Here is a 20001-nt window from a genome sequence, read left to right as displayed (position 1 = left end):
CGCCTCATATTAGATCATAATGATCAAATAAAAGGAAGGTGGATTTTGCCCCGTAAAGTAGCGGATATGACCCGTCAGCTCGAGGACACCACCGGCGACTCACCCATCGATGCTGCCCCTTTGCTCGGAATCGACCGCCGGAGCGCAATCGACGCCGTGCGGTTGCGGATCGGCATGGCCATATCCTTGGGACTGCTTCAGCCCGGGGAGAGGCTGCCCGACCAGCAAGACGTCGCGCTGGGCCTTTCGGTCAGCCCGATCACCGCCCGCAGGGCCCTAGCGAGCCTGGCCGACCAGGGGGTCGTTGTCCGCCGGCGGGGGCGCGGCGGCGGAACCTTCGTCGCCGACGAGCCGCCGCAAAACGTCCTTGAAGAGCTCGCTGCGTCGCCAGCCGAATCCCATGCAGTGAACCGGCTGGTGGACCGTCGGTTGCTCTTCGAATGCGCGGTTACCCACTTCGCCGCCGTCAACGCCACGGCAGCGCAGCTGGATGAGCTGGAGCGGTTGACCCATGAGATGGCCGGATCAAGCAATTGGTCCGAGTATCACCAGGCCGACGAGAGGTTTCACAGGCTGGTCGCGGCGTGCTCGGGCCTGGGAGCTGCGGTCGACGTCTACAACGAGGCGCTGGCGGAGCTCTACGCATACTTCATCCCGTACCCGATCGAGTTTCTCCATGAGTCCAACCGGGACCACATTGCGCTCGTCAACGCCTTGCGCGCCGGCGACGACCGCGGCGCGGTGGAGGTATCGCGGCGGCACGTGGACGTGTTGCACAAGACGATGTTCATGGGCCTCGCCGGCGGCGACGGCCATGAATCCGGGTGAACAACAGCTCGTGGCTTATCGTCCGGGATATCGGACTAAAGATCGACCCCTTTCCGTGATCACTGTCACTTTGCATGCTCTGATTGATTCTCAGTTGGGGACATCGGACTTCGGTTGTCAAAGTGAGGATTAGGCATGCAGGCCACAGGAAAAGCGGGAACGGGTGGGCCGCGCGTTGAGCGTCGTTCCATCGACTTTGTCCCGGAAAATGAACGCCATGGTTCGCCTGGCCAGCAGTTCACGCTCTGGTTCGGGGCGAACATGCAGATCACGGCTATTGTCGACGGCGCCTTGGCAGTCCTGTTCGGCGCGGATGCGCTGTGGGCGATCATCGGCCTCCTGATCGGAAACCTCTTGGGCGGTGCTGTGATGGCGCTCCACGCGGCGCAGGGGCCGAAGCTCGGCCTGCCGCAGATGATTTCCAGCAGGGCACAGTTCGGGATCTTCGGGGCAGTGATTCCCTTGGTCCTGGTGGTCGTGATGTACCTCGGCTTCGCCGCCACCGGTACGGTCCTCTCCGGACAGGCAGTCAGCCTCATCCTCCACACGGGCACCCCGGCCGTGGGCATGATCGTCTTCGGGGCGCTGACCATCGTCGTGGCGACCCTGGGCTACAAGTACATCCACATGTTGGGCCGCATTGCCACCGTCGTCGGTATCCTCGGCTTCACCTACCTGGGCATCAGGTTGTTGGCCAGCCAGGACGTCGGCGCACTCTTGGGAGCCGGCAGTTTCGAGTTCCCCACCTTCCTGCTCGCCATTTCGCTGGGCGCCGGATGGCAGCTGACCTACGGCCCGTACGTCGCCGACTACTCGCGGTACCTGCCTTCCAAAACCCCAGCACGCAAGACCTTCATGTCGGCCTATTTCGGCACGGTGATTGGTTCCCAGTGGTCCATGACGCTGGGCGCTCTCTTCGCCGCCCTCGCATTGCCCAAGGGTGCACGGTTCCTGGACGGCCAAGTCGCTTTCCTCGGGAACCTGAGTGGAGGCGGACTGATCGCGGTAGTCATCTACCTGGTCATCGTGACCGGAAAACTGACCGTCAACACGCTGAACGCGTATGGCGGCTACATGACCATGCTTACCTCGGTCACGGCGTTCACCCGCAAGTCCGCGGTGGCGTCATGGACCCGGTTCGCCTACGTGATCGGCTTTATCGGACTCTCGGTGCTCATCGCAGTGCTTGCTTCCCCCGATTTCATCGCCAACTTCAAGAACTTCGTCCTTCTCCTGCTGATGGTGTTCATCCCCTGGAGCTCCATAAACCTGGTGGATTACTACCTGGTTTCCAAGGAGAAGGTGGACATTCCGGCCCTCTACGACCTGAACGGTCGCTACGGCCGTTGGAACAAGACAGCGCTGCTCAGCTACGCGATCGGCATCGTCGTCCAGATCCCGTTCTTGGCGCAGACCCTCTACACCGGCCCGATGACCGAGCTTCTCGGCGGGGCGGACATCTCCTGGCTTGTAGGCCTCGTGGTCACGGCAATCGTGTTCTACCCGCTGGCGAAGAGGAACTCCAACGCACCGGCCGAGATGGTCTACCCGACGGAACCCGACCCCGCGGAATCGGACTCGGGGGCAATAGCGCCGCTAGCCGGCTCAGCGTCGAACACCGCGGCAGTCTAGCCTTTGGGCTGTGCCCCCTCCGACGCTCGCTCACTTTTGGGATGTTTTCGGCGGACGCTCGCTCACTTTTGGTGAGCGAGCGTCCTGGCATTTGGTCCTATATTTTAGCGAGCGTCCCAGTCGACCAGAGGGAACGACGTCGGGGTCAGGCTTGGGTGCCCAGCCTGCGGGAAATTTCCCGCGCGCACCTGGTCACTTCCGGAATCCACTCGCGGGCGACGTCCTCGATGCGGACCGCCCTTTCCTCCGGGGTCTCGGCGTCCTTGGCCCGGTGACGGGTGCCTCCGCCGGGAAACGCCCGGTTCGACACCGTCAACGTCACGCTGGCCACGGGATAGCGTTGCCGGTCGAGGACGGCGACCGCCACAGAAGAAAACCCCTCCGTGACCTCGTCCTGCTCCCATGCGTATCCGAGCGATCGTGCCCGCGCCAAGAGGTCCTGCAATGCGGGCAAGGATTGCGGGCCTTTGCTGTGGCGCTCCGCGAAAGCCTCTGGCCCAGGGAAAAGCGCAGCCACCTGGGCGGGGTCCATCTGGGCCATCATCGCCCTGCCGCTGGCCGTCAGGTGGGCAGGAAGCCGGACTCCGGTGTCGGTGACAAGGGGGCTTTGCCGCGGCGCCCGCTCCTCGATCACGTAAACGACGTCGCGCCCGTGCATCACGGCAAGATGGGCAGTCCGGCGGGTCCGGGCGACGAGCCGGGACAGGGGGAACCGGGCGATCCGCTGGATCGGAGCTTGCCGCGAATACCCGGTCCCCAACTCATGGGCGGTCACTCCCAAGGCATACTTGCGCTCCTCGGGAAGATGGACCAGGAAGCCGTCATCGATCAGGGAGGCAATGAGCTGATACGTGGTGGACCGAGGCAGTCCAACATCGCGCGCAATGATGGACGCGCTGACCGGGCCGGCCTGTCCGGCAACGTATCTGAGAACCGCCAGCACCTGGGCCGCGGCCGGCGCCTTGGGCCGCACCGATTGACTGTACATTGTCCTAGAATACGCCTCGGAATGTCCGGTATACCGGACGTTGCGCCCGCTAAGAAAGTCCCTCCAACCGGGCCCGTGCCGTTTCCGCGGCCCGGCGCTCCCGCTCGGCTAGCCGGGCTGCCAGCTTGCGGTCCCGCTCAGCCAGGGTGATCGCCCACTCCGTCGCGGCAAGCTCCTGTTGCAATGCAGCCAGCTTGTCCTTGGCGGCTTTGACGTCGACGGCGAGTTGCTCGCTCCGGCGCAAGGCCTCGGACTTCTCGCGCTCGGCCTGCGCGAGTTCCAGGTCGGCCTTGTCCGCACTGCGCTCTGCTTCCGCGAGTACGGTTTGTGCCTTCTCGCGTTCGCGCTCCGAGTCGGCGCGAGCCCGCTGTGAGTCTGCCCGCCCCCGTTGCCGCCCGCCGTCGTCGGGCTCTTCCTGGGTGACGTCCACCGCGGGAAGCGCGCCCGCAATCGCCACCGCGCCCGAGAGATCCACGGGTTCCAATCCGTTCGTGGCGAGCGAACGCACAAGCTGCCCGCTGCGGAGCGCCGCGGCGGCGCCGGGATCCGTCATGGCGGCCCTCAGCGTGGCCTCGATCTCCATCGCGGCGGCGCCACTGACCTTGACACCGAGGCCTTCCGCCACTGCCCGGGCCTGCTCGACGGCGGCGCCCAGGACGCGCGGGCGCTGTTGGCCGAGCGTGCGGAGACGGTCGTGATCCTGCTGCTCCTGGGCTCGCCCGAGCGAGGCCCCAAGCTCCAGGACGCCGGCGAATTCCTTGGTGCCGTGCCGGACAAGCATGTTGACGGCCCACGCCGCCGTCGAAGGCTTGGGCAACTGGGCGATTTGTTTCGCCAGTTCGGCATCCCCATCCGACTTGGCTTCCTTGGCCCGCGCAGTGCGGGCCGCCGTGAAGGCCGAGGGAACCAGTGTGTAGAGCTCGACGGCGATCCCGGCCAGGTTCATGGTGAAAGCGAGTGCTGTATTACTCGGCGAGGAACTCGGCCAAGGCGTCGGCCATGACGCTAGGTTCCCAGCCGTGGTTGGCGCCTGGAATGGTAGCTTTGCGGGCGCTCGGGATGTTGGCCACGATGGAGTCGGCCGCTTTCGGCATGATCGGGACGGTCTGCTCGCCGACTATCGCGAGGGTGGGCTGGGTGATGCCGGACCAGAGCGCTGCCCGAGGCGCGGACTGGGACCACGCGAGGGATTCGGCGTCGGCCAAAAGGCTGGGGCCCAATTCGATCATGATGGGCCATCCTGGACTGTTCTTGGCTCCGGCCAGCCACTCCGGCGGCATGTCCTTCATGTAGTACTCGATGGTGCCGGCCTTGTCGCCGGAGGCGACCCGTTCCTGGAGCCCGGCGAAGAATTCAGCCCCGCCGGCGCCGAGTTCTTCGCTCAGCGGAGTCTCCCAGAGCGCGAGCTTCGTGACGGGCAAGCCTGCTGCCGCCGCTGCCAGGGAAATCGAGCCACCGGAAGAGCTCCCGAAGAGCGCGGCCTGGCCGCCCACGATGTCGATGAGCGTGGCGAGATCGTCGATGTTGTCCTTCAGGCTGAATGACGGAGCCTCAGCGCTTTCCCCTCGGCCGCGCCGGTCGTAATTCAGCACCGTGAACCCCTTGGCGGCCAGGAGCTTGGCCATTTCCATGGTGTTGGAGTCGAAGCCCCTGAATTGCATCGCGCCGCCAACCAGGATGACGGCAGGTCCTTCGCCGTATTGGTCATACCCGATGCGGGTACCGTCTTTCGAGATCGCAAATTCGGACATCCCAGACCCTTCGATGTGGCGGACAGTAGGTTCCTAAACTCTGGGGCCCATCCACGTGCGGGTCAAGGGGAAAGGGCCGTGTCCAGGAGTTCTTAAGAGCTTCTTAAGTGCCCCACGGGAGAGTGGAAACAGGCCGCACAACGGCCGTCACCCCGAACCGGAGACACCATGCGATCACACCCCAAGCAGAACACTTCCACGGAAGGCCGCGCTTCCGCCGTCGTCCGTCACAGTGTGCCGTTGCTTCCCCAGACGAGGTTCTGGCTCCTGTGGGGCATTGTCCTCGCCGCGGCCGTCCTTGCCATTGGCTTCAGCGTGCAGGCGGTAGCAGGCCTGACCACTGGGGAATTCGGTATTGACCAGGAACTCAGCCGCCATCACGTGGGCGCACTGACCACCGCGGCCATGGCTTTGAACGTCCTCTTCGCCCCCGTAGCGGGAGTCTGCATTGTCCTCGTGATCGGCTTGTACCTTTGCCTGGTCCGCAAGTCCTTCGTGCGGGCTGTCATGTTTGTGCTCTTCGCATGTTCGGGCTGGGTTGCCAGCGAGGTATTCAAACTTATCGTTGCCCGCCACCGGCCCAACCCCGCGCTTCTTTTCGACCCCCTGGCTCCGGAAACGGGTTCCAACAGTTTTCCCAGCGGCCACACCGCCTTCGCCGTAGCGCTCGCCTTCGCTCTGTACTTCCTGGTCCGGGGAAGCCGGTGGGGCGTCATCACTGCGTGGGCCGGTGCTGTCATGGCCGTGGTGGTGGCGTGGTCGCGTATCTACATCGGAGTCCATTACCCCAGCGACGTTGTGGCGTCATTCCTGGCCACCAGCGCCGCAGTGATCGTCTTGGCCGGGTTCTGGAACCGGTACGCCCCGCGGGTTTTCGCGCGGCTACCGTTTGGCGTTGCATCAGAAGCAGGCGCCTCGGAGGCAGCCGCCTCGGGAGCAGCCCCAACCCAAGCACACGGATCCTGAGGAGGACCCCATGCACGTACTTTCCGCCATGCCCGCATTCCTTGATCCCACCACCCTCCTCCAGGGCTTGGGCCCTGCGGCGCTGGGGGTAGTGGCGCTGATCGTCTTCATCGAATCCGGTCTCCTTTTCCCTTTCCTGCCCGGTGACTCCTTGCTGTTCACCACGGGCCTGCTTCACCAGCAACTGCAGCTTGAACTGCCTGTGTTGATCGCCGTCGTATCAGCCGCCGCCATCGCAGGAGACCAGATCGGCTACATGCTTGGGCGCAAGTTCGGACGGCGATGGTTCAAGGACGACGCCCGGGTCTTGAAAACCGCCCACTTGGATGCGGCCGAAGAATTCTTCAAGCGCCGCGGCGGCCCCGCAATCGTCTTGGCCCGCTTTGTCCCCATTGTGCGGACGTTTGCGCCGCTCAGCGCAGGCATCGCGCGCTACAACTACAAATCCTTTACCCTGTGGAACATCGCCGGGGCCGTCATTTGGGCGACCTCCGTGACACTCCTGGGCTCGTGGCTGGGACACTACGAGTTCATCGCAAACAACATTGACGCCATTGCCGTAATCATGGTTTTGGTCTCCGTCCTGCCGTGGGGAGTCGAGTTGCTCAAAAAGCGGCGCAACGTCAAGGTAGGCGCCGCGAACGGGCACGCCGGGGAAGAATAGGCAGCATGACAACAGCTGAGCGGCCGGCCCTCCTCTTGGTCGAAGACGACTCCGCCCTGGGGCCGCTCATCAGCGAACTCCTGGAGCCGGACTTCTCTGTCCGCTTGGCTGTCAATGGGCGCGACGGGCTCCACCTCGCCCTGACACAGAGTTGGGATGCGATGGTCATTGACCGGGGGCTGCCGGTCATGGACGGCATCGCACTCATCAAGGCCCTTCGTGCCAAGGGGATTGCCACCCCGATCCTGATCCTGACGGCGCTCGGTGCCACCGACGAGAAGATCCGGGGCCTCGACGCCGGGGCGAACGATTACATGAGCAAGCCGTTCGACGCCATGGAATTGGCCGCCCGCTTGCGAGCCCTCACCCGAACGTACGCGCTGCCGCCCCAGACCCTGGGAATCGGGGATTGGGAGTTCGACGCCGGTGCCCGCTCCGTGCGCTCCGTGTACGGTTCCGTCGTCACCCTGACGGCGAAGGAGGCCGGGCTCCTCGAAATCCTGGCCGGCGAACCCGAGCGTGTGTTTACCCGTGAAGACCTCATCAACGCCTTGTTCCACCCCACGGACCAGCCGGGCGTGATTGACACCTACGTCCACCATTTGCGCCGCAAGATTTCCAAAACGGTGATCCGGACAGTCCACGGCCTCGGATACCAGATCGGCGACCCCCATGACTGAGAACGACACCCATGACTGAGAACCCGGACCAGGAGACTCTCCGCAGAGCCTCCCTGAAGATCGCAGTGCGGATCAGCGCGGCATGCGCGGTTTTGGTTCTTTGCCTGCTTGCGGCCGCCGCGATCTACCTCTTCAACCAGGCGCAGCATCCAACGCTGCCGGGACCAGGCGAAACCGACTCCGTCTACGCATATCTGGACACAAAGGACCTCCTGAAGGCCATGATCGTTGCCGGCATTGCGGGGATCCTCCTCGCCGGTGCCATCGGCTGGCTCAGCGCGCGGAGCGCCATCAGGCCCCTTGGCGAAGCGCTTGCCCTGCAGCGACGTTTCGTTCAGGACGCCAGCCACGAATTGCGCACGCCCCTCGCCATCCTCGATGCACGGGTCCAGCTCGCCCAGCGCGATGCCGCCGCGGACTCAAAAACGGGGGAAGCGCTCGCCCGCATCCGAAATGACACAGCTACCCTCACCGGCATCGTCAACGAATTGCTTGTCGCAGCCACCGGCTCGCCTCCGGACGCAGCCGCAGAGCCGAGCGATCTCGCCAAGGTGGCGGGTGCCGTTGTCGAGAGCTTGCAACAGCTCGCGGGAGAGAAGAACGTCCGCGTCACCCTGACGGAAAAGGACCGCCCCTTCGCGCTCATTGACAGCAATGGCTTCCGACGTGCCCTCCTCGCGCTGGCCGACAATGCGCTGGCACACACCCCAGCTGGCGGCCAGGTGGGGATCACGACGGAGGTGCTCGGCAACCGCGCAGTGGTCACGGTTTCGGATTCCGGGGCTGGGATCAAAGGCGTGGACCAGACCCGGATCTTTGACCGCTTCGTGAGGACACACAGTCCGGAGGGCGCACCAGGCCAGCGCAGCTTCGGAATCGGCTTGGCGCTGGTCCGTGAAATCATCACCGGGGCCCGCGGCACTGTGGAGGTTGAGCGCAGCGGGCCGCGGGGAACGGTCATGAGGATCACCCTGCCGCTCGCTGCGAAAGATGCGGGCCCCAAAGATGCGGCGCCGAAAGACACCGGCCCGAAAGACACCGGCCCGAAAGACACCGGCCCGAAAGACACGTCGTCCGGCTCGGCATAGCTTACTTAGGCGGCCCGCAGTTTGGCGGGTTGGGCGTATTTAAGCGCCTTTGCATGGTGTCGGAGCTTGCGTCGGTGGCTTCTGGAATCTGGCGCCGCCGTGGTCATGGATAGCCCGGTTCCTGGCGGGGGCGGGGCTGTTGACCGGTAGTGGCGTCCGGTGGGGGTGCGGATGTCCAGGACATGCCGTGTCCCGTGCTGGGTTGTTGCTGCTCCGGTTTGTGCTGTCCAGCCGGGGAGTTCTTTGGTGTGGTTGCAGGCTTCGCATAGCCCCGCGCCGTTGGCCAGAGTGGTGTGTCCACCGTCGTGCCAGGGGATGATGTGGTCGAAGTGGCGGATCGGTGCGTCGCAGTAGGGTGTCCGGCAAGTGTCGTCGCGGGCCTGGATGAAGCGCCTCATGCCTGGCGGGAAGAGCCGGGCTCTCGAATCGGCGGCGACGAGGTCCCCGGTTCCGGGGGCTGTGTAGAGGCGCCGGAGCCAGACCTTGAAGGCCCGGTCCGCGGACTGGCCGCCGGGACCGGCCTGGCCGGGTTCCGCCTGGCCCTCGTTCCCAACCAGCATTGCCCGTGCCCACGCAGCGGGGACAATCCCGTAGCCCGGGAGACGCGCCGGTTCGCTGTCGCGATGGAAGAGGGTGCGGTCGGTCATGACGAGCTGGACCTCAACCCCACTGATCCTGCCGGGGGTGCCGGTGGTGCGTTCGACCAGGGCGTCGGCCATGATCTGCCCGCGGGACCGGGTGTCTCCGCCGGAGCGAAGGGTGTCGGCGTGCCGGGTCAAGGCCGCGTGCACGGCCACGCCCTGGGCGACGGGAAGCAGGGCGGTCAGGTAGGTCATGGTGTCCGGTGCCGGGCGAAGGCTCACGTGCCGCTCCGCCGCGGCACGGCTGGCGCGTTGGGTGACGGAGCGGGGGTCCCGCCGGTAGGCGGCGGCCCGTGCGGCGGAGATGATGGTCTTGTCTCCGGCGCCGTCGAAGACTCCCGTGTCGGCGGCGAGCTCCTCGTCCACGGCGCAGCGGTCTTCGGCGGACAGGCAGGCTGTTTCCTTCACCAGCAGGGTGGCGCGCCATTCGTTCAGCTGTCCCGAATCCAGCGCGGCCAGGGTATGCGGCATCTCGGTCACGAGGGCCTTCGCCAAACCCAGCAATCGGGGTCCTTTGGCGGGGGATTCCCGCCGGGCCAAGGCAATCTGGGCTGCGACGCCGCGGCCGCGCTCGTCGGCGGGGACGCCCAGGTTCGTCTCGGCGCTGCGCTGGGCCGCATCGAAGGAGACGGCAATCCGGGCCTGCGCAGCCGCGGCCGCGGACTTGAAATCCTCCAGTGCCCGCAGCTGGTCAATCAGTTCAGCGCCGTCGGCGCCTGGCCGGAGCGAGGCCACCGCACCGAGCAGGTCTCTTATTTCGGCCCACGAGACAGCAGCATCCGGACCTGCGCCGCCGACTGGCGCGCCCGTCCCCATCAGCTGGGTTTCCCGAATTCCGGCCATAACCAAAGCATCCCAGGGACCACTGACATTCTTAGGTCGAAGAACACCTGCCCACCGAAAAATCCCGGAAATCAGCAGAAATTTTCCATATTTGCTCGGGAAGGATTCCGGTTCCCGGGTCTCCTTCCGCCGCCACCGGCTCAACCTCGCAGCCGTCGATAATCACCCGATGGGCGACGTTGTGATCGGCTTCGCCGGCGTGAGGTGTGCTTTGCGGTGGGCTCCCCTCAAACCCGTCCCGTCCGCCTCTGGCGTGCGCATCCGAAGCGGACGAGAATGGCCTCGTGGTTCCCCCTCGCCAAGGCGGGGCCGTCGTTCCAATGAACCCCGCCGCCCGAAAGATCCAAAGTGTCTACCTCACCTTGACCCTCGGCAATACCCTTGCGGCCTCGTTCATTTGGGGGATCAATACCCTCTTCCTACTGGATGCCGGACTCAGCAATCTTGAGGCCTTTGCGGCAAACGCCTTCTTCACTGCCGGGATGGTCGTCTTCGAAGTGCCCACTGGAGTGGTGGCCGATGGTTGGGGACGCCGCGTTTCGTTCCTTCTTGGCACGGTGACACTGGCCGGATCCACCTACCTTTACTTTCTGCTCTGGCAGCTTTCGGCCCCGTTCTTGTGGTGGGCCGTGGTGTCGGTGTTGCTCGGCTTGGGCTTCACCTTCTTCTCGGGTGCAGTGGAGGCCTGGCTCGTCGACGCGTTGCGCTTCACTGGATATGAGGGTGGCTTGGAGACGGTGCTCGGGCGGGGACAGATGGTGTCGGGTGCCGCCATGCTTGCGGGCTCAGTGGCTGGCGGGGTGATCGCGCAGGCCACCAACCTGGGAGTCCCGTTCCTGATTCGCGTGGGCGTGCTCCTCGCCATGTTCGTGGTGGCCTTCTTGCTGATGCACGACGTCGGCTTCACCCCCGAGCGCTCTGCCCCTCCACTCAAGGCGACCCGTGCTGTCCTCGACGCCTCGATCGAGAACGGTTTGAAAAATCCACCCGTGCGGTACGTGATGTTGGCAGCGCCGTTCAGTGCCGGCGTCGGGATCTATGTGTTCTATGCCCTGCAGCCGTACCTGCTTCAGCTCTTCGGTGACCCGCGCGCGTACTCGGTGGCCGGGCTGGCAGCGGCAATCGTGGCGGGGGCGCAGGTGGTGGGCGGATGGCTTGCACCGCGTATCCGGCGCCTCGTTCGCAAACGCACTACGGTGTTGATTCTGAGTGGAGTGGTGAGCGCATCGATTCTGGTGGTGCTCGGGTTCACGAATGTCTTCTGGGTGGCCTTGGCGCTGTTGACGTTCTGGGCCATGGTCGACTCGGCGGCCACACCGGTACGGCAGGCCTACGTGAACGACATGATCCCGTCGAAGCAGCGGGCAACAGTGCTGAGCTTCGACTCGCTGATGGGATCAAGCGGTGGAGTGGTGGTGCAGCCGCTGCTCGGCCGGGCCGCCGATGTTTACGGCTACTCCGCCTCGCTCGCGATCAGCGGCGTTATCGAGCTGATCGCGGTGCCGTTCCTCCTGGCGAGTCGTCGGCAGGGCTCTTTGGCCGACCAGGCCAACGCCGCGATCATCACATCCGAAACGGAACCACGGCAGTCCTAAGAATGGACCTACGGAAGCCGCGAAGCCCCGTGGAACGTGGCCTCGCCGGCCTTGTCAGGAACAAGCGGCACGGGACTAATTAGCACAGCTGTGCCACGATGCAGGGTGCCATCCGAAAGCGGTTGGCAGCGCACGCCCCCACGCCCGCGCATGGCGGCGTGCGCGCCCGGAGCCAGGACTTGGTCCATCCACGCGCAGGGGTGGGCCGGACGTCCGCCGCGGAACCGGACAACGCCGCCCCGCGATTCCAAGGCAAATTCTTCGCCCAGCAGGGGAGCCAGGTGGGCTCCCCTGAGGACCACATTGCGGCGCGTGAGGAGCGGGTCAAAAGGGGCGACCCCCAGCTCAGCAGCCATCGCTTCGAGCGACTCGATGGCTATCAGGGTGACTGCGGCATCCATGTGCGCGGCCTTGCCGAAGAACCGGTCACCGACGATGCCCTTGCCGCTTACGACGTCGACCTGCTCGGCGTCCGTTGTGGGCACCTCGGCGGCACCATCGCGTGCGCGGCCGAAGTAGGCGTGGCCGGATGACACAAGGAGATACAGGATCTCCACGTCGTACCTGTAGCTTGCGGTCATGCCATAAGGCTATGCCTGTCCCGGGTGAGCAACCCCGGGCACTCTACCCCAACCTTGAAAAGCTAGTTCTTGCGACGCTGGAAATCAGCGAAAGCTCCGATGCCGGTTCCAACAAGCGCGATACCAGCAAGTATTGACCACCAGAGCTGCATATATCCGGCGGCCGTTATGAATAGCAGAACCGCTACCAATGCAAATAGAAGCAGGGAAATAGGAATGTCGCGAGCACCTTTAGGAGTCAAAACACGCTTCCTTGATCGAGGCGATGCCTAGAACCTCTCCAGCAAGACCACCGCCGGCGGCAACGACAGCTTGCCACTTCTTCTCCAACCCGGATGCCGCGTTCCAGGCGCGGAAGAGAATTTCGAAGGTCCTCTGAATACTTCCAAACCTTGCAACTAGTTTAGCGACTTTACCGGCGACCAGAGCGTTAGCAGCAACCTCTGCCGTAACGGTCGCTATACACTTGGCCCAGCCCCAAAAGTCGCTCGGATCAGCGGTTACCGGAAAGGCTGTGTTCTGATCAAAATCGATCGACTGCACGAGAGCCTCTCCGTCGAGGGAGAACCGCGTCGGAACAGCCCTGCCGAGCGCATCGTAAGCCCATGGAGCCCTGTAACCCCCAGCAATCGCACCCTCAGCGGTGCGAACAACAACGGAACCATCAGTGTCTATGGCTGCTTTTGATCCTGCGGGGAGCGACAAGGGAAACCGATATTCTCGATCCGCAGTGTTTGAAGCAATGTTGATCAGTGTCTGAGTTCCCTTGCCTGTGGCATAACTACTAATCACGGCACTGTTGAGTTTGGTGCTCAGAACCGGCTCACCTTGCCCGGCGAAAAGGCCGTCCGGGATCTTGCCCGGTTTTGCGAGAGCTTCGGATGAAGCCGTGCCCGGAAGAGTGATGCTTGCGGACCAAGCGCCGGCGCCAGAAACAACGATGTTCGTTCCGGGGACCGTAACAGTACTGACTTTGCTTGGCGAATGAACCCCTTCACCTAAAGAAACTGGCGATGCCTGTGCAACCCCCGCGCTCGACACCACGACCCCACTGGCGACAAGCGCGACAAGTAGAAGACTTCCGATTGAACCTAGCTTAGATCTGTTTGACATGGATCACCTTTCAGAGAGAGACAGGCGCTTCACGATCAAATTATGCATATGAGGCAAATGAGGGCAAGAGTTTTATGAAACAGGTCGAGGGAATTATTTTCAAATTCCAAAATGGGAATCACGGATTGCATTCCTCTCGCATGTCTCAATACTCAATCCACCGTCCGTCGCTACTCAATTTATGACTTTCGACCACTCAATTTCAGGTATACGTCACTCAATAGGAGCAAAAACTCTTGACATTAATGCGACTCTTATGATCGATGAGGTAGCCGGGGCTGAGCCGCGAAGGTGACCGAGGCGGCCCTTGACCGCCTCGGTCGCCTCCTATGCGTGAACCGGTGTCGTCACGCCTGCAGGCTCAGGAACCCCGGGCGCTCAGCCCCAAAATTCCGTGAGCTGCCCGGCAAGGGCTCTGCCTTGCTCGTAACCCGCCTGGGCCGCGGGCGGACGCAGCGACAGATCCATGGCATTGGCGCCGAACATGTGCTCCGAGTTGCTGTCCGGGAAGATCGTCTCGACTCTGCTGCCGCCTGCGCGGAGTTCGTCGACCTGCGTCGCGAGATGCGTGCCCCACTCCTGCGGTTGCAATGATCTGCCACCGAAGGGTGAGAGCACCAGGACCCGTCCGTATCCGGCTGCCAGATCGGCATTCTCGGCGTTGGATCGATAGCCGCCGTCGAGGTACCGCTTGTCTCCGATCCTGTAAGGCAAGCCGCTGGAACAGCTGGCGGCGATTGCATCCACCAAGTCGACGCCGCTATGGCGGTCGAACGCGACCGGTTCACCGTCACGGGCATCGACCGCCGTGATGAGCACTGTCCGTTCAGGCCAGTGCTGGCTGGGTAGCCGGGTGGCGACAGTGGTGCGCCATTGCGTTGACCAGGCGCCATCCGACGCCGCATCCATGTCGAGCGCTGCTGCGCCGAGTCGCCGGCGCATGTCAGCCACATCCTGGGCATCGGCGATGATCTTGTTGATCCGCTCGAGGTGGTTCACCACTGGCCTGGCCGGCGCGCGTCCAGGCCCGGACCCGACCGGAGCGGGCCGTTGCGGGGGGACGGCGTCAAGGATGTTGGCGAACAGTTGAGTTGGTGTCGCGCCGGCAATCTGGGCCGCGGCCGTTGATCCGGCCGAGGTGCCGATGGTCAGATCGGCGTCGGTCACATCCAGCCCGGCATCGAAGAGGCCGGCGATGACGCCGATCAGCCAGGCATTGCCTGTCGATCCGCCGCCACCTAGGACCAGCGCCCGATCGCGGGAGTGCAAAGGAAAAGAAGGTGTTGTGTTCATGGGAGTCGCCTTTCGCGAATTGCCTGTTTGGCGCTCCCGGTGGCGACTAGTTCAGTCGCGCGATCGTGGACTGCAGGGGAGCACCCATTGCGGATACTGCATTCATGGGACTCACCTCCTGCTGATTGATCACGACCGCCGCAACGCTAGCACGCCCGCAATGCGGAGCGCAACGGTCCGGCACTGCGCCGGCCGTCGCCCCTAATCCTCCACAGGGAACGCCACGCCTTCGCCCACCACGCGGAGGCAGAGTTCCGTGCCGGGCTTGGTGATGGAAGCGTTCCAGTGCCGGATGGTGATGATTTCGCCACCTCCCGGGTAGGCCAAGGATGCGCCGGCGGCGGCAACGCGCGGGGCGAGCTTGATCCGCACGGTTGTCTCGGGGCCGAAGTAGTCAGTGTCGACCACGACTCCGCGGATGGGACCGTCGGGAGCAATCCGGATTTGTTCGGGGCGGAGCATCAACTGCACGAGGCCCTGTGCCGGGGGACGGCGTACGGGTATGCCGCCCAGCGAACACGTGGCCAGGGAGCCTTCCATCCACGCGTCCAGGATGACTGCGTCGCCGAGGAATTCGGCCGTTGCCCGGTCCGCGGGACGGGTGTACACAACGAACGGGTTGCCGATCTGCGCCAGTTTCCCGCCGCGCATGATCGCCACCTGATCCGCGAAGGACAGGGCCTCGGCTTGATCGTGCGTCACCAGGATGGTGGTGACTCCGGCTTCGTTCAGCACCTTCGCCACGGCGCGCCGTGTGGCCACGCGGAGGCCGGCGTCGAGCGCTGAGAACGGCTCGTCGAGCAGCATGAGCTGCGGTTCGCGGGCCAGTGCGCGGGCAAGCGCCACCCGTTGCTGCTGGCCTCCCGAAAGCTGGTGGGGGCGCCTCTTTGCCATGTCCGCATCGAGGGAAACCATGTCGAGCAGTTCCTGGACACGGGCCTTCACGGCGCGGCGGCCGCCGTCGAGCGCTGATTTGTCCAGTCCGAACGCGATGTTCTGCCCCACCGTAAGGTGCGGGAAGAGCGCGCCGTCCTGGGCCACATAGCCAACATGCCGCTTGTGGGCCGGTACCCAGATCCCGTCCCCGGCCACCTTGTTTCCGTTGAGGCTGATGGAGCCGGTGTCCGGGTGTTCAAAGCCGGCGATCAAGCGCAGCAGGGTGGTCTTGCCGGATCCGGATGGCCCGACGATAGCGGTGGTCCCGCCCTTGGCCACGGAGAGGTTCACGCCCTTCAGCACAGCCTGGGAGCCGAAGTTCTTGGTGACCTCGGCGATGTCCAGATGCGTGTTGGTGGTGGGGGCCACCGAAGCCGCCACGCGGGGTGACGGAAGCCTTGAGGGGGATTGTTCGGTCACTGTCCGGCTACTTTCTTGGACTGTTGGAAAAGCAAGTACGTCATGGGGGCAGACAAGAGGATCATGAGCAGGGCATACGGCGCCGCGCCTGAATAGTCGATCTCGCTGCTCTTGCTCCAAAACTCGGTGGCCAGGGTGTGCGTGCCATTGGGGGACAGCAGCAGCGTGGCGGTCAGCTCGTTGACGATGGCGAGGAACACCAGCGCGGCCCCGCCGGCGGCGGCCGGAGCTGTGAGGCGCAGCGTCACTTTCAGGAAGGACACCAGGGGGGCCTTGCCGAGCGATTGTGCGGCTTCGTCGAGCTCCTTGGGAGCCTGGGACAGCCCGGAGCGGATGTTTACCAGGGCCCGCGGCAGGAACAGCAGCACATAGGCTGCAATCAGGACCCCGGAGGTCTGGTACACGCCCGGGACCATTCGGATGCTCACGGTGACGAAGGCAAGGCCCACCACGATGCCGGGCAGGGAACTGGTGACGTAATTCGAGAGCTCAAGCATCTTGCTGAACCAGCTGGGGTGCCGCACGGCCAGATAGGCCATGGGGAAGCCGACGACGATAGTCGCCGCTGCGCCTACCGTGCCATAAGCGAGGGTCTGGAGGAGAGCCGGAAGGAATTCGTCGGCCGACCAGACGCGGGCGCCACCGGCCACTACCCAGCGCAGGACAAAAAAGATCGGCAATCCGAAGGCCAAAACGGTGAGCGCAAGCAGGGCGAGCTGGGAGGGAAGCTGGTAGTGGTGCAAGGGAAGCCTGGTCGGCTTGGCCTGCGCGCCGGAACCGATACGGGCATAGCGTGCGTTACCGCGGCTCCTGACTTCGGCCAGGAGCAGGATGAGGCAGAAGAACACCAGGACGCTTGCCAACATGTTCCCGGCAGTGCCGTTGAACGTGGATTGGAACTGGGTCATGATCGCGGTGGTGAACGTGTCGAAGCGGATCATCGCGAACGCGCCGTATTCGGCCAGCAGGTGCAGCGACACCAGGAGTGCGCCACCGGTCATCGCGATCCGGAGTTGAGGCAGGACAACCCGGAAGAAGATGGCCCACGGTCCCAAGCCAAGGGAGGCCGCGGACTGCTCAATCGCAGGGTCGAGACGCCCCAGGGTCGCAGCCGCGGGAATGTAGACAAGCGGGAAATACGACAGTGTGGCGATGAGTACGCCGGACCAGATGCCCTCCAGCGAGGGCACGGCGGTCACCCACGCATAGCTGTTGACGAACGCCGGGATGGCCAGCGGAGCCGCCAGGGCCACGGCCCACCAGCGGTGGCCTCGCAGCCTGGTCCGCTCCACGAGCCACGCGCCACCGACTCCCAATACCAGGGAGATCGGCACCGTGAAGACCACCAGCATGACGGTGTTCAGGAGCAGCTCGCCAACGCGCGGCCGGAAGATGAGTGCGACGGCGGTGTCCCACCCGGTCGCGGCCGTCATGTAAGCGACGTACCCCAGCGGGATGAGCGAAAACAGTGCGATCAGCACGGCCAGGAGGGATATTGCAGAAACGCCGAAAGGCGGGCGGGGGCGCTTGCCCCTGCCCGCCGTCGTCGCGCTCGCCGAAGCCTCGGGAACTTCCGGGGAGAGGCGAGCCGATAGATCAGTGGTCACAGAATTACAGCAGTCCTGCCTTGGTCATCAGGTCGGTGACCTTTGCGGAGTTCAATTTGGCCGGATCCACCGTGGGAGCTTGCAGATCCTTGATGGGAACGAGTTTAGCGTTCGAGTCGACGTTGGAAGCGATCGCGTATTCGTAGGAGGTCCCGTTCTTGAGGACTTCCTGGCCCTGCTTGCCGGTGACGAACTTGATGAAGGCCTGGGCAGCTGCGGAGTTCTTGGAGGATTTCAGCACGCCGCCGCCGGAGACGGACAGGAAGGCGCCGGGGTCCTGGTTCTTGAAGAAGTACGGGGTGACGTTCTTGGAGTTCTCGCCGGTCTTCGCCTGGTCGCCATAGTAGTAGTAGTGGTAGATCAAGGCGGCGTCGATTTCGCCGGCGTTGACGGCTTTCATGGCGGTGCTGTTGCCCTTGTATGCCTTGAAGTTGTCCTTCATGCCCTTGAGCCACTCAGTGGTGGCTGCTTCGCCCTTTTGTTCGAGCAGGGCGGCAACGATTGCCTGGAAGTCAGCGCCGGACGGCGAAGCAGCCCACTTGCCCTTCCACTCCGGCTTGGCCAGGTCCAGCATGGACTTGGGCAGCTTGTCGTCGCTGATCTTGGTCTTGTCGTACACCAGGACGGTGGAGCGGGCGGCGATGCCGGTCCACTTGTTGGTGGACGGGCGGTACGCGGCCGGGACCTGGTCCACAGTGGCCTTGTCGATGTCCGCGAAGAGGCCGGCGTTCTCAACCTGGGCCATGGCTGGGGAGTTCTCCGTGAGGAAGACGTCGGCCGGGGATGCCGCGCCTTCCTGGATGATCTGGTTGGAGAGCTCGGTGTCGGAACCCTGGCGGATGGTGACCTTGACGCCGGTCTGCTTGGTGAACGCGTCCACCCATTCCTTGGTCAGGGTGTCGTGCTGGGCGTTGTAGACGGTGATTTCGCCACCCACTTTAGTGGAAGTAGCAGCGGACTCGGGGGCTGCGGAGGAGGCGGTGCCGTTGCCGCAAGCGGCCAGGCTCAGGGCTGCAGTGGCGGCGAGTGCGATGCCGGCCAGCGCATGTGCGCGGATCTTCATGAGGGCTTCTTTCTGCGAGCAAATCCAAGGGAGCCCGGGGGAAGTGGGTGCGGGCTCACAGCTTGAAACTTTAGGTTAGCCATACCTAAACTTCCATCCAGAATGCCCTATTGTGACGGGAATCACATGTATTGCGCAAGATTTACATGACCTAATGCATGGAGGTGGTGTGTCGTCGGTTGAGCGAGTGCCTTGCGGCAGTCGATAAGCTGGCTCCATGCCCGGTCTCGCCGAATTCCTGCCGACCTTCCTCGGCGTCGGCGTCCTGATGGCGGCCACGTTGGCACTGCTCTTGGCGTTCCGCACCCCTCACCCTTTCGCTCCCGCACTGGCCATCCTTCGCGGAGCCGTGCAACTGGCCGCGATCAGTTTTGTTCTGGGTGGTGTGATCACCAGCCCGCTATGGGTGGCAGTAGCCCTGCTGGTGATGTTTGCCGTGGCCGCGATGAGTGCCACGCGACGCATTGGCTGGAGCCTTCATCATTTGGGCTTGGTCAGCGGCTCCATGGCCGCTGGCATCGGAATGACGCTCGCCGTCATTTTCGCGACGGGAGCCATCGCGTTCACTCCCCGCTATGCGCTCGCGATCGGCGGGATCGTCATTGGCAACGGCATGACCATCGCAGTCCTGGCCGGCCGGCGCTTCAAGGAATCCGTTTACGAGCACTGGGAGGAAGTTGAGGGTTGGCTCGCGCTCGGCGCCACCCCGAGGCAGGCAACCCTTGATCTTGCCCGGCGGAGCGTCTATTCGGCCCTGATCCCGTCAACCGATCAAACCAAGACGACGGGACTTGTCACCCTGCCCGGCGCGTTCGTCGGGGCGATTTTTGGCGGGGTTTCTCCCTTTGAGGCAGGTCGCTTCCAGATCGTGGTGCTCGCGGCGATCATGGCGGCAGGTTCCATCACCGCCGTCATGATCATCGGAATCCTCGCACCGGTACGCGTGCGCCCAGCGACGCTGCGCTGACACTGCCTAACGGGAGCGAGCCTCCGGCCGACAGTAGGAACTGAACCGCACTCCTACAAGCGCCTCCCTACCTAAAGCAGAAACGGCCCATGATCGTTGTCACCCGCCTGAACGGCACCAGCTTTGCCGTGAATCCGGACATCATTGAACGGATCTACGAAAGCCCGGACACCCATCTGGTGACCCTCGACGGCGCTACCTATGTTGTGCGCGAAAGCCTTGCGGAGGTCGTGGAACTAATTGCGAACTACCGCGCCTATATTCTTCGGCGGGCACAGGACCTCCCCACCGTCACGGGTTATCCCTTGAGCCTCGTGCGCACACCGGACCCGGACGGAAGGTAAG

The 20001-nt window shown here is 63.9% G+C and carries 19 protein-coding genes; 9 read left to right on the top strand and 10 right to left on the bottom strand.

The features are described 5' to 3' along the window. Window positions 1-66 precede the first annotated feature (66 nt). Complete coding sequence (locus AC1DJB_RS05925; RefSeq protein ID WP_441432734.1) at window positions 67-828, top strand: FadR/GntR family transcriptional regulator; 762 nt, start codon at window positions 67-69, stop codon at window positions 826-828. A 135-nt stretch (window positions 829-963) separates the two neighbouring features. Then, a complete protein-coding gene (locus AC1DJB_RS05920) occupies window positions 964-2460 on the top strand; it encodes a purine-cytosine permease family protein (protein WP_441432735.1) in 1497 nt (498 codons plus the stop codon). 145 nt (window positions 2461-2605) lie between these two features. Here the strand turns inward: AC1DJB_RS05920 and AC1DJB_RS05915 are convergent, their stop codons facing one another. Genes AC1DJB_RS05915 through AC1DJB_RS05905 form a run of 3 tightly spaced genes read right to left on the bottom strand, consistent with a single transcriptional unit; the run spans window position 2606 to window position 5199 of the window. After that, entirely contained in the window at window positions 2606-3448 is an 843-nt protein-coding gene (locus tag AC1DJB_RS05915; protein ID WP_084784417.1) for an IclR family transcriptional regulator, read from the bottom strand. A 49-nt stretch (window positions 3449-3497) separates the two neighbouring features. Next, window positions 3498-4394 carry a hypothetical protein gene (locus AC1DJB_RS05910; protein WP_284989576.1) on the bottom strand — a complete coding sequence of 299 codons (897 nt, stop codon included), beginning with the start codon at window positions 4392-4394 and terminating at the stop codon, window positions 3498-3500. Window positions 4395-4413: 19 nt separating this feature from the next. Then, window positions 4414-5199, bottom strand: coding sequence for an alpha/beta fold hydrolase (locus tag AC1DJB_RS05905; RefSeq protein ID WP_284989577.1), 786 nt, complete (start codon window positions 5197-5199; stop codon window positions 4414-4416). 168 nt (window positions 5200-5367) lie between these two features. Between AC1DJB_RS05905 and AC1DJB_RS05900 the strand changes: the two genes are divergently transcribed. Genes AC1DJB_RS05900 through AC1DJB_RS05885 form a run of 4 tightly spaced genes read left to right on the top strand, consistent with a single transcriptional unit; the run spans window position 5368 to window position 8597 of the window. Beyond that, window positions 5368-6165, top strand: a complete 798-nt coding sequence (locus tag AC1DJB_RS05900; protein WP_284989578.1) for a phosphatase PAP2 family protein — start codon at window positions 5368-5370, stop codon at window positions 6163-6165. 10 nt (window positions 6166-6175) lie between these two features. Beyond that, window positions 6176-6829, top strand: coding sequence for a DedA family protein (locus tag AC1DJB_RS05895; RefSeq protein ID WP_284989579.1), 654 nt, complete (start codon window positions 6176-6178; stop codon window positions 6827-6829). 5 nt (window positions 6830-6834) lie between these two features. Next, complete coding sequence (locus tag AC1DJB_RS05890; RefSeq protein WP_059388236.1) at window positions 6835-7509, top strand: response regulator transcription factor; 675 nt, start codon at window positions 6835-6837, stop codon at window positions 7507-7509. Between the two features lie 11 nt (window positions 7510-7520). After that, window positions 7521-8597 (top strand): sensor histidine kinase, encoded by a 1077-nt coding sequence (locus tag AC1DJB_RS05885; protein ID WP_441437421.1) that lies wholly within the window; start codon window positions 7521-7523, stop codon window positions 8595-8597. 5 nt (window positions 8598-8602) lie between these two features. On the opposite strand, the gene AC1DJB_RS05880 is transcribed toward AC1DJB_RS05885, so the two are convergent. After that, the gene (locus AC1DJB_RS05880) at window positions 8603-10081 is read right to left on the bottom strand and encodes an HNH endonuclease (RefSeq protein WP_441437420.1); all 1479 of its coding nucleotides are present in this window, start codon (window positions 10079-10081) and stop codon (window positions 8603-8605) included. 320 nt (window positions 10082-10401) lie between these two features. Between AC1DJB_RS05880 and AC1DJB_RS05875 the strand changes: the two genes are divergently transcribed. Continuing rightward, a complete protein-coding gene (locus AC1DJB_RS05875; protein ID WP_441432782.1) occupies window positions 10402-11676 on the top strand; it encodes an MFS transporter in 1275 nt (424 codons plus the stop codon). A gap of 8 nt (window positions 11677-11684) precedes the next feature. On the opposite strand, the gene AC1DJB_RS05870 is transcribed toward AC1DJB_RS05875, so the two are convergent. The 6 genes from AC1DJB_RS05870 to AC1DJB_RS05845 all read right to left on the bottom strand — a co-directional run bounded on the left by AC1DJB_RS05870 (window position 11685) and on the right by AC1DJB_RS05845 (window position 18689). Continuing rightward, entirely contained in the window at window positions 11685-12257 is a 573-nt protein-coding gene (locus tag AC1DJB_RS05870; RefSeq protein WP_441432739.1) for an MOSC domain-containing protein, read from the bottom strand. 231 nt (window positions 12258-12488) lie between these two features. Beyond that, window positions 12489-13370 (bottom strand): hypothetical protein, encoded by an 882-nt coding sequence (locus AC1DJB_RS05865; RefSeq protein WP_441432740.1) that lies wholly within the window; start codon window positions 13368-13370, stop codon window positions 12489-12491. A gap of 378 nt (window positions 13371-13748) precedes the next feature. Continuing rightward, window positions 13749-14663 (bottom strand): patatin-like phospholipase family protein, encoded by a 915-nt coding sequence (locus AC1DJB_RS05860; protein ID WP_441432741.1) that lies wholly within the window; start codon window positions 14661-14663, stop codon window positions 13749-13751. Between the two features lie 201 nt (window positions 14664-14864). Next, window positions 14865-16019, bottom strand: a complete 1155-nt coding sequence (locus AC1DJB_RS05855) for an ABC transporter ATP-binding protein (RefSeq protein WP_284989585.1) — start codon at window positions 16017-16019, stop codon at window positions 14865-14867. Then, window positions 16016-17626, bottom strand: a complete 1611-nt coding sequence (locus AC1DJB_RS05850) for an ABC transporter permease (protein ID WP_306963052.1) — start codon at window positions 17624-17626, stop codon at window positions 16016-16018. The genes AC1DJB_RS05855 and AC1DJB_RS05850 overlap by 4 nt, the downstream gene beginning before the upstream one ends. A 4-nt stretch (window positions 17627-17630) precedes the next feature. Continuing rightward, complete coding sequence (locus tag AC1DJB_RS05845) at window positions 17631-18689, bottom strand: iron ABC transporter substrate-binding protein (RefSeq protein ID WP_059388232.1); 1059 nt, start codon at window positions 18687-18689, stop codon at window positions 17631-17633. A gap of 217 nt (window positions 18690-18906) precedes the next feature. Between AC1DJB_RS05845 and AC1DJB_RS05840 the strand changes: the two genes are divergently transcribed. Further along, window positions 18907-19656 carry an ABC transporter permease gene (locus AC1DJB_RS05840; protein WP_441432742.1) on the top strand — a complete coding sequence of 250 codons (750 nt, stop codon included), beginning with the start codon at window positions 18907-18909 and terminating at the stop codon, window positions 19654-19656. 89 nt (window positions 19657-19745) lie between these two features. After that, a complete protein-coding gene (locus AC1DJB_RS05835; RefSeq protein ID WP_441432743.1) occupies window positions 19746-20000 on the top strand; it encodes a flagellar FlbD family protein in 255 nt (84 codons plus the stop codon). Window position 20001 lies beyond the last annotated feature (1 nt).

It is taken from the genome of Arthrobacter sp. 01T428, assembly GCF_056398685.1.
Note: the sequence above shows the minus strand (reverse complement) of the source record. Positions and strands in the feature narration are given on the sequence as shown.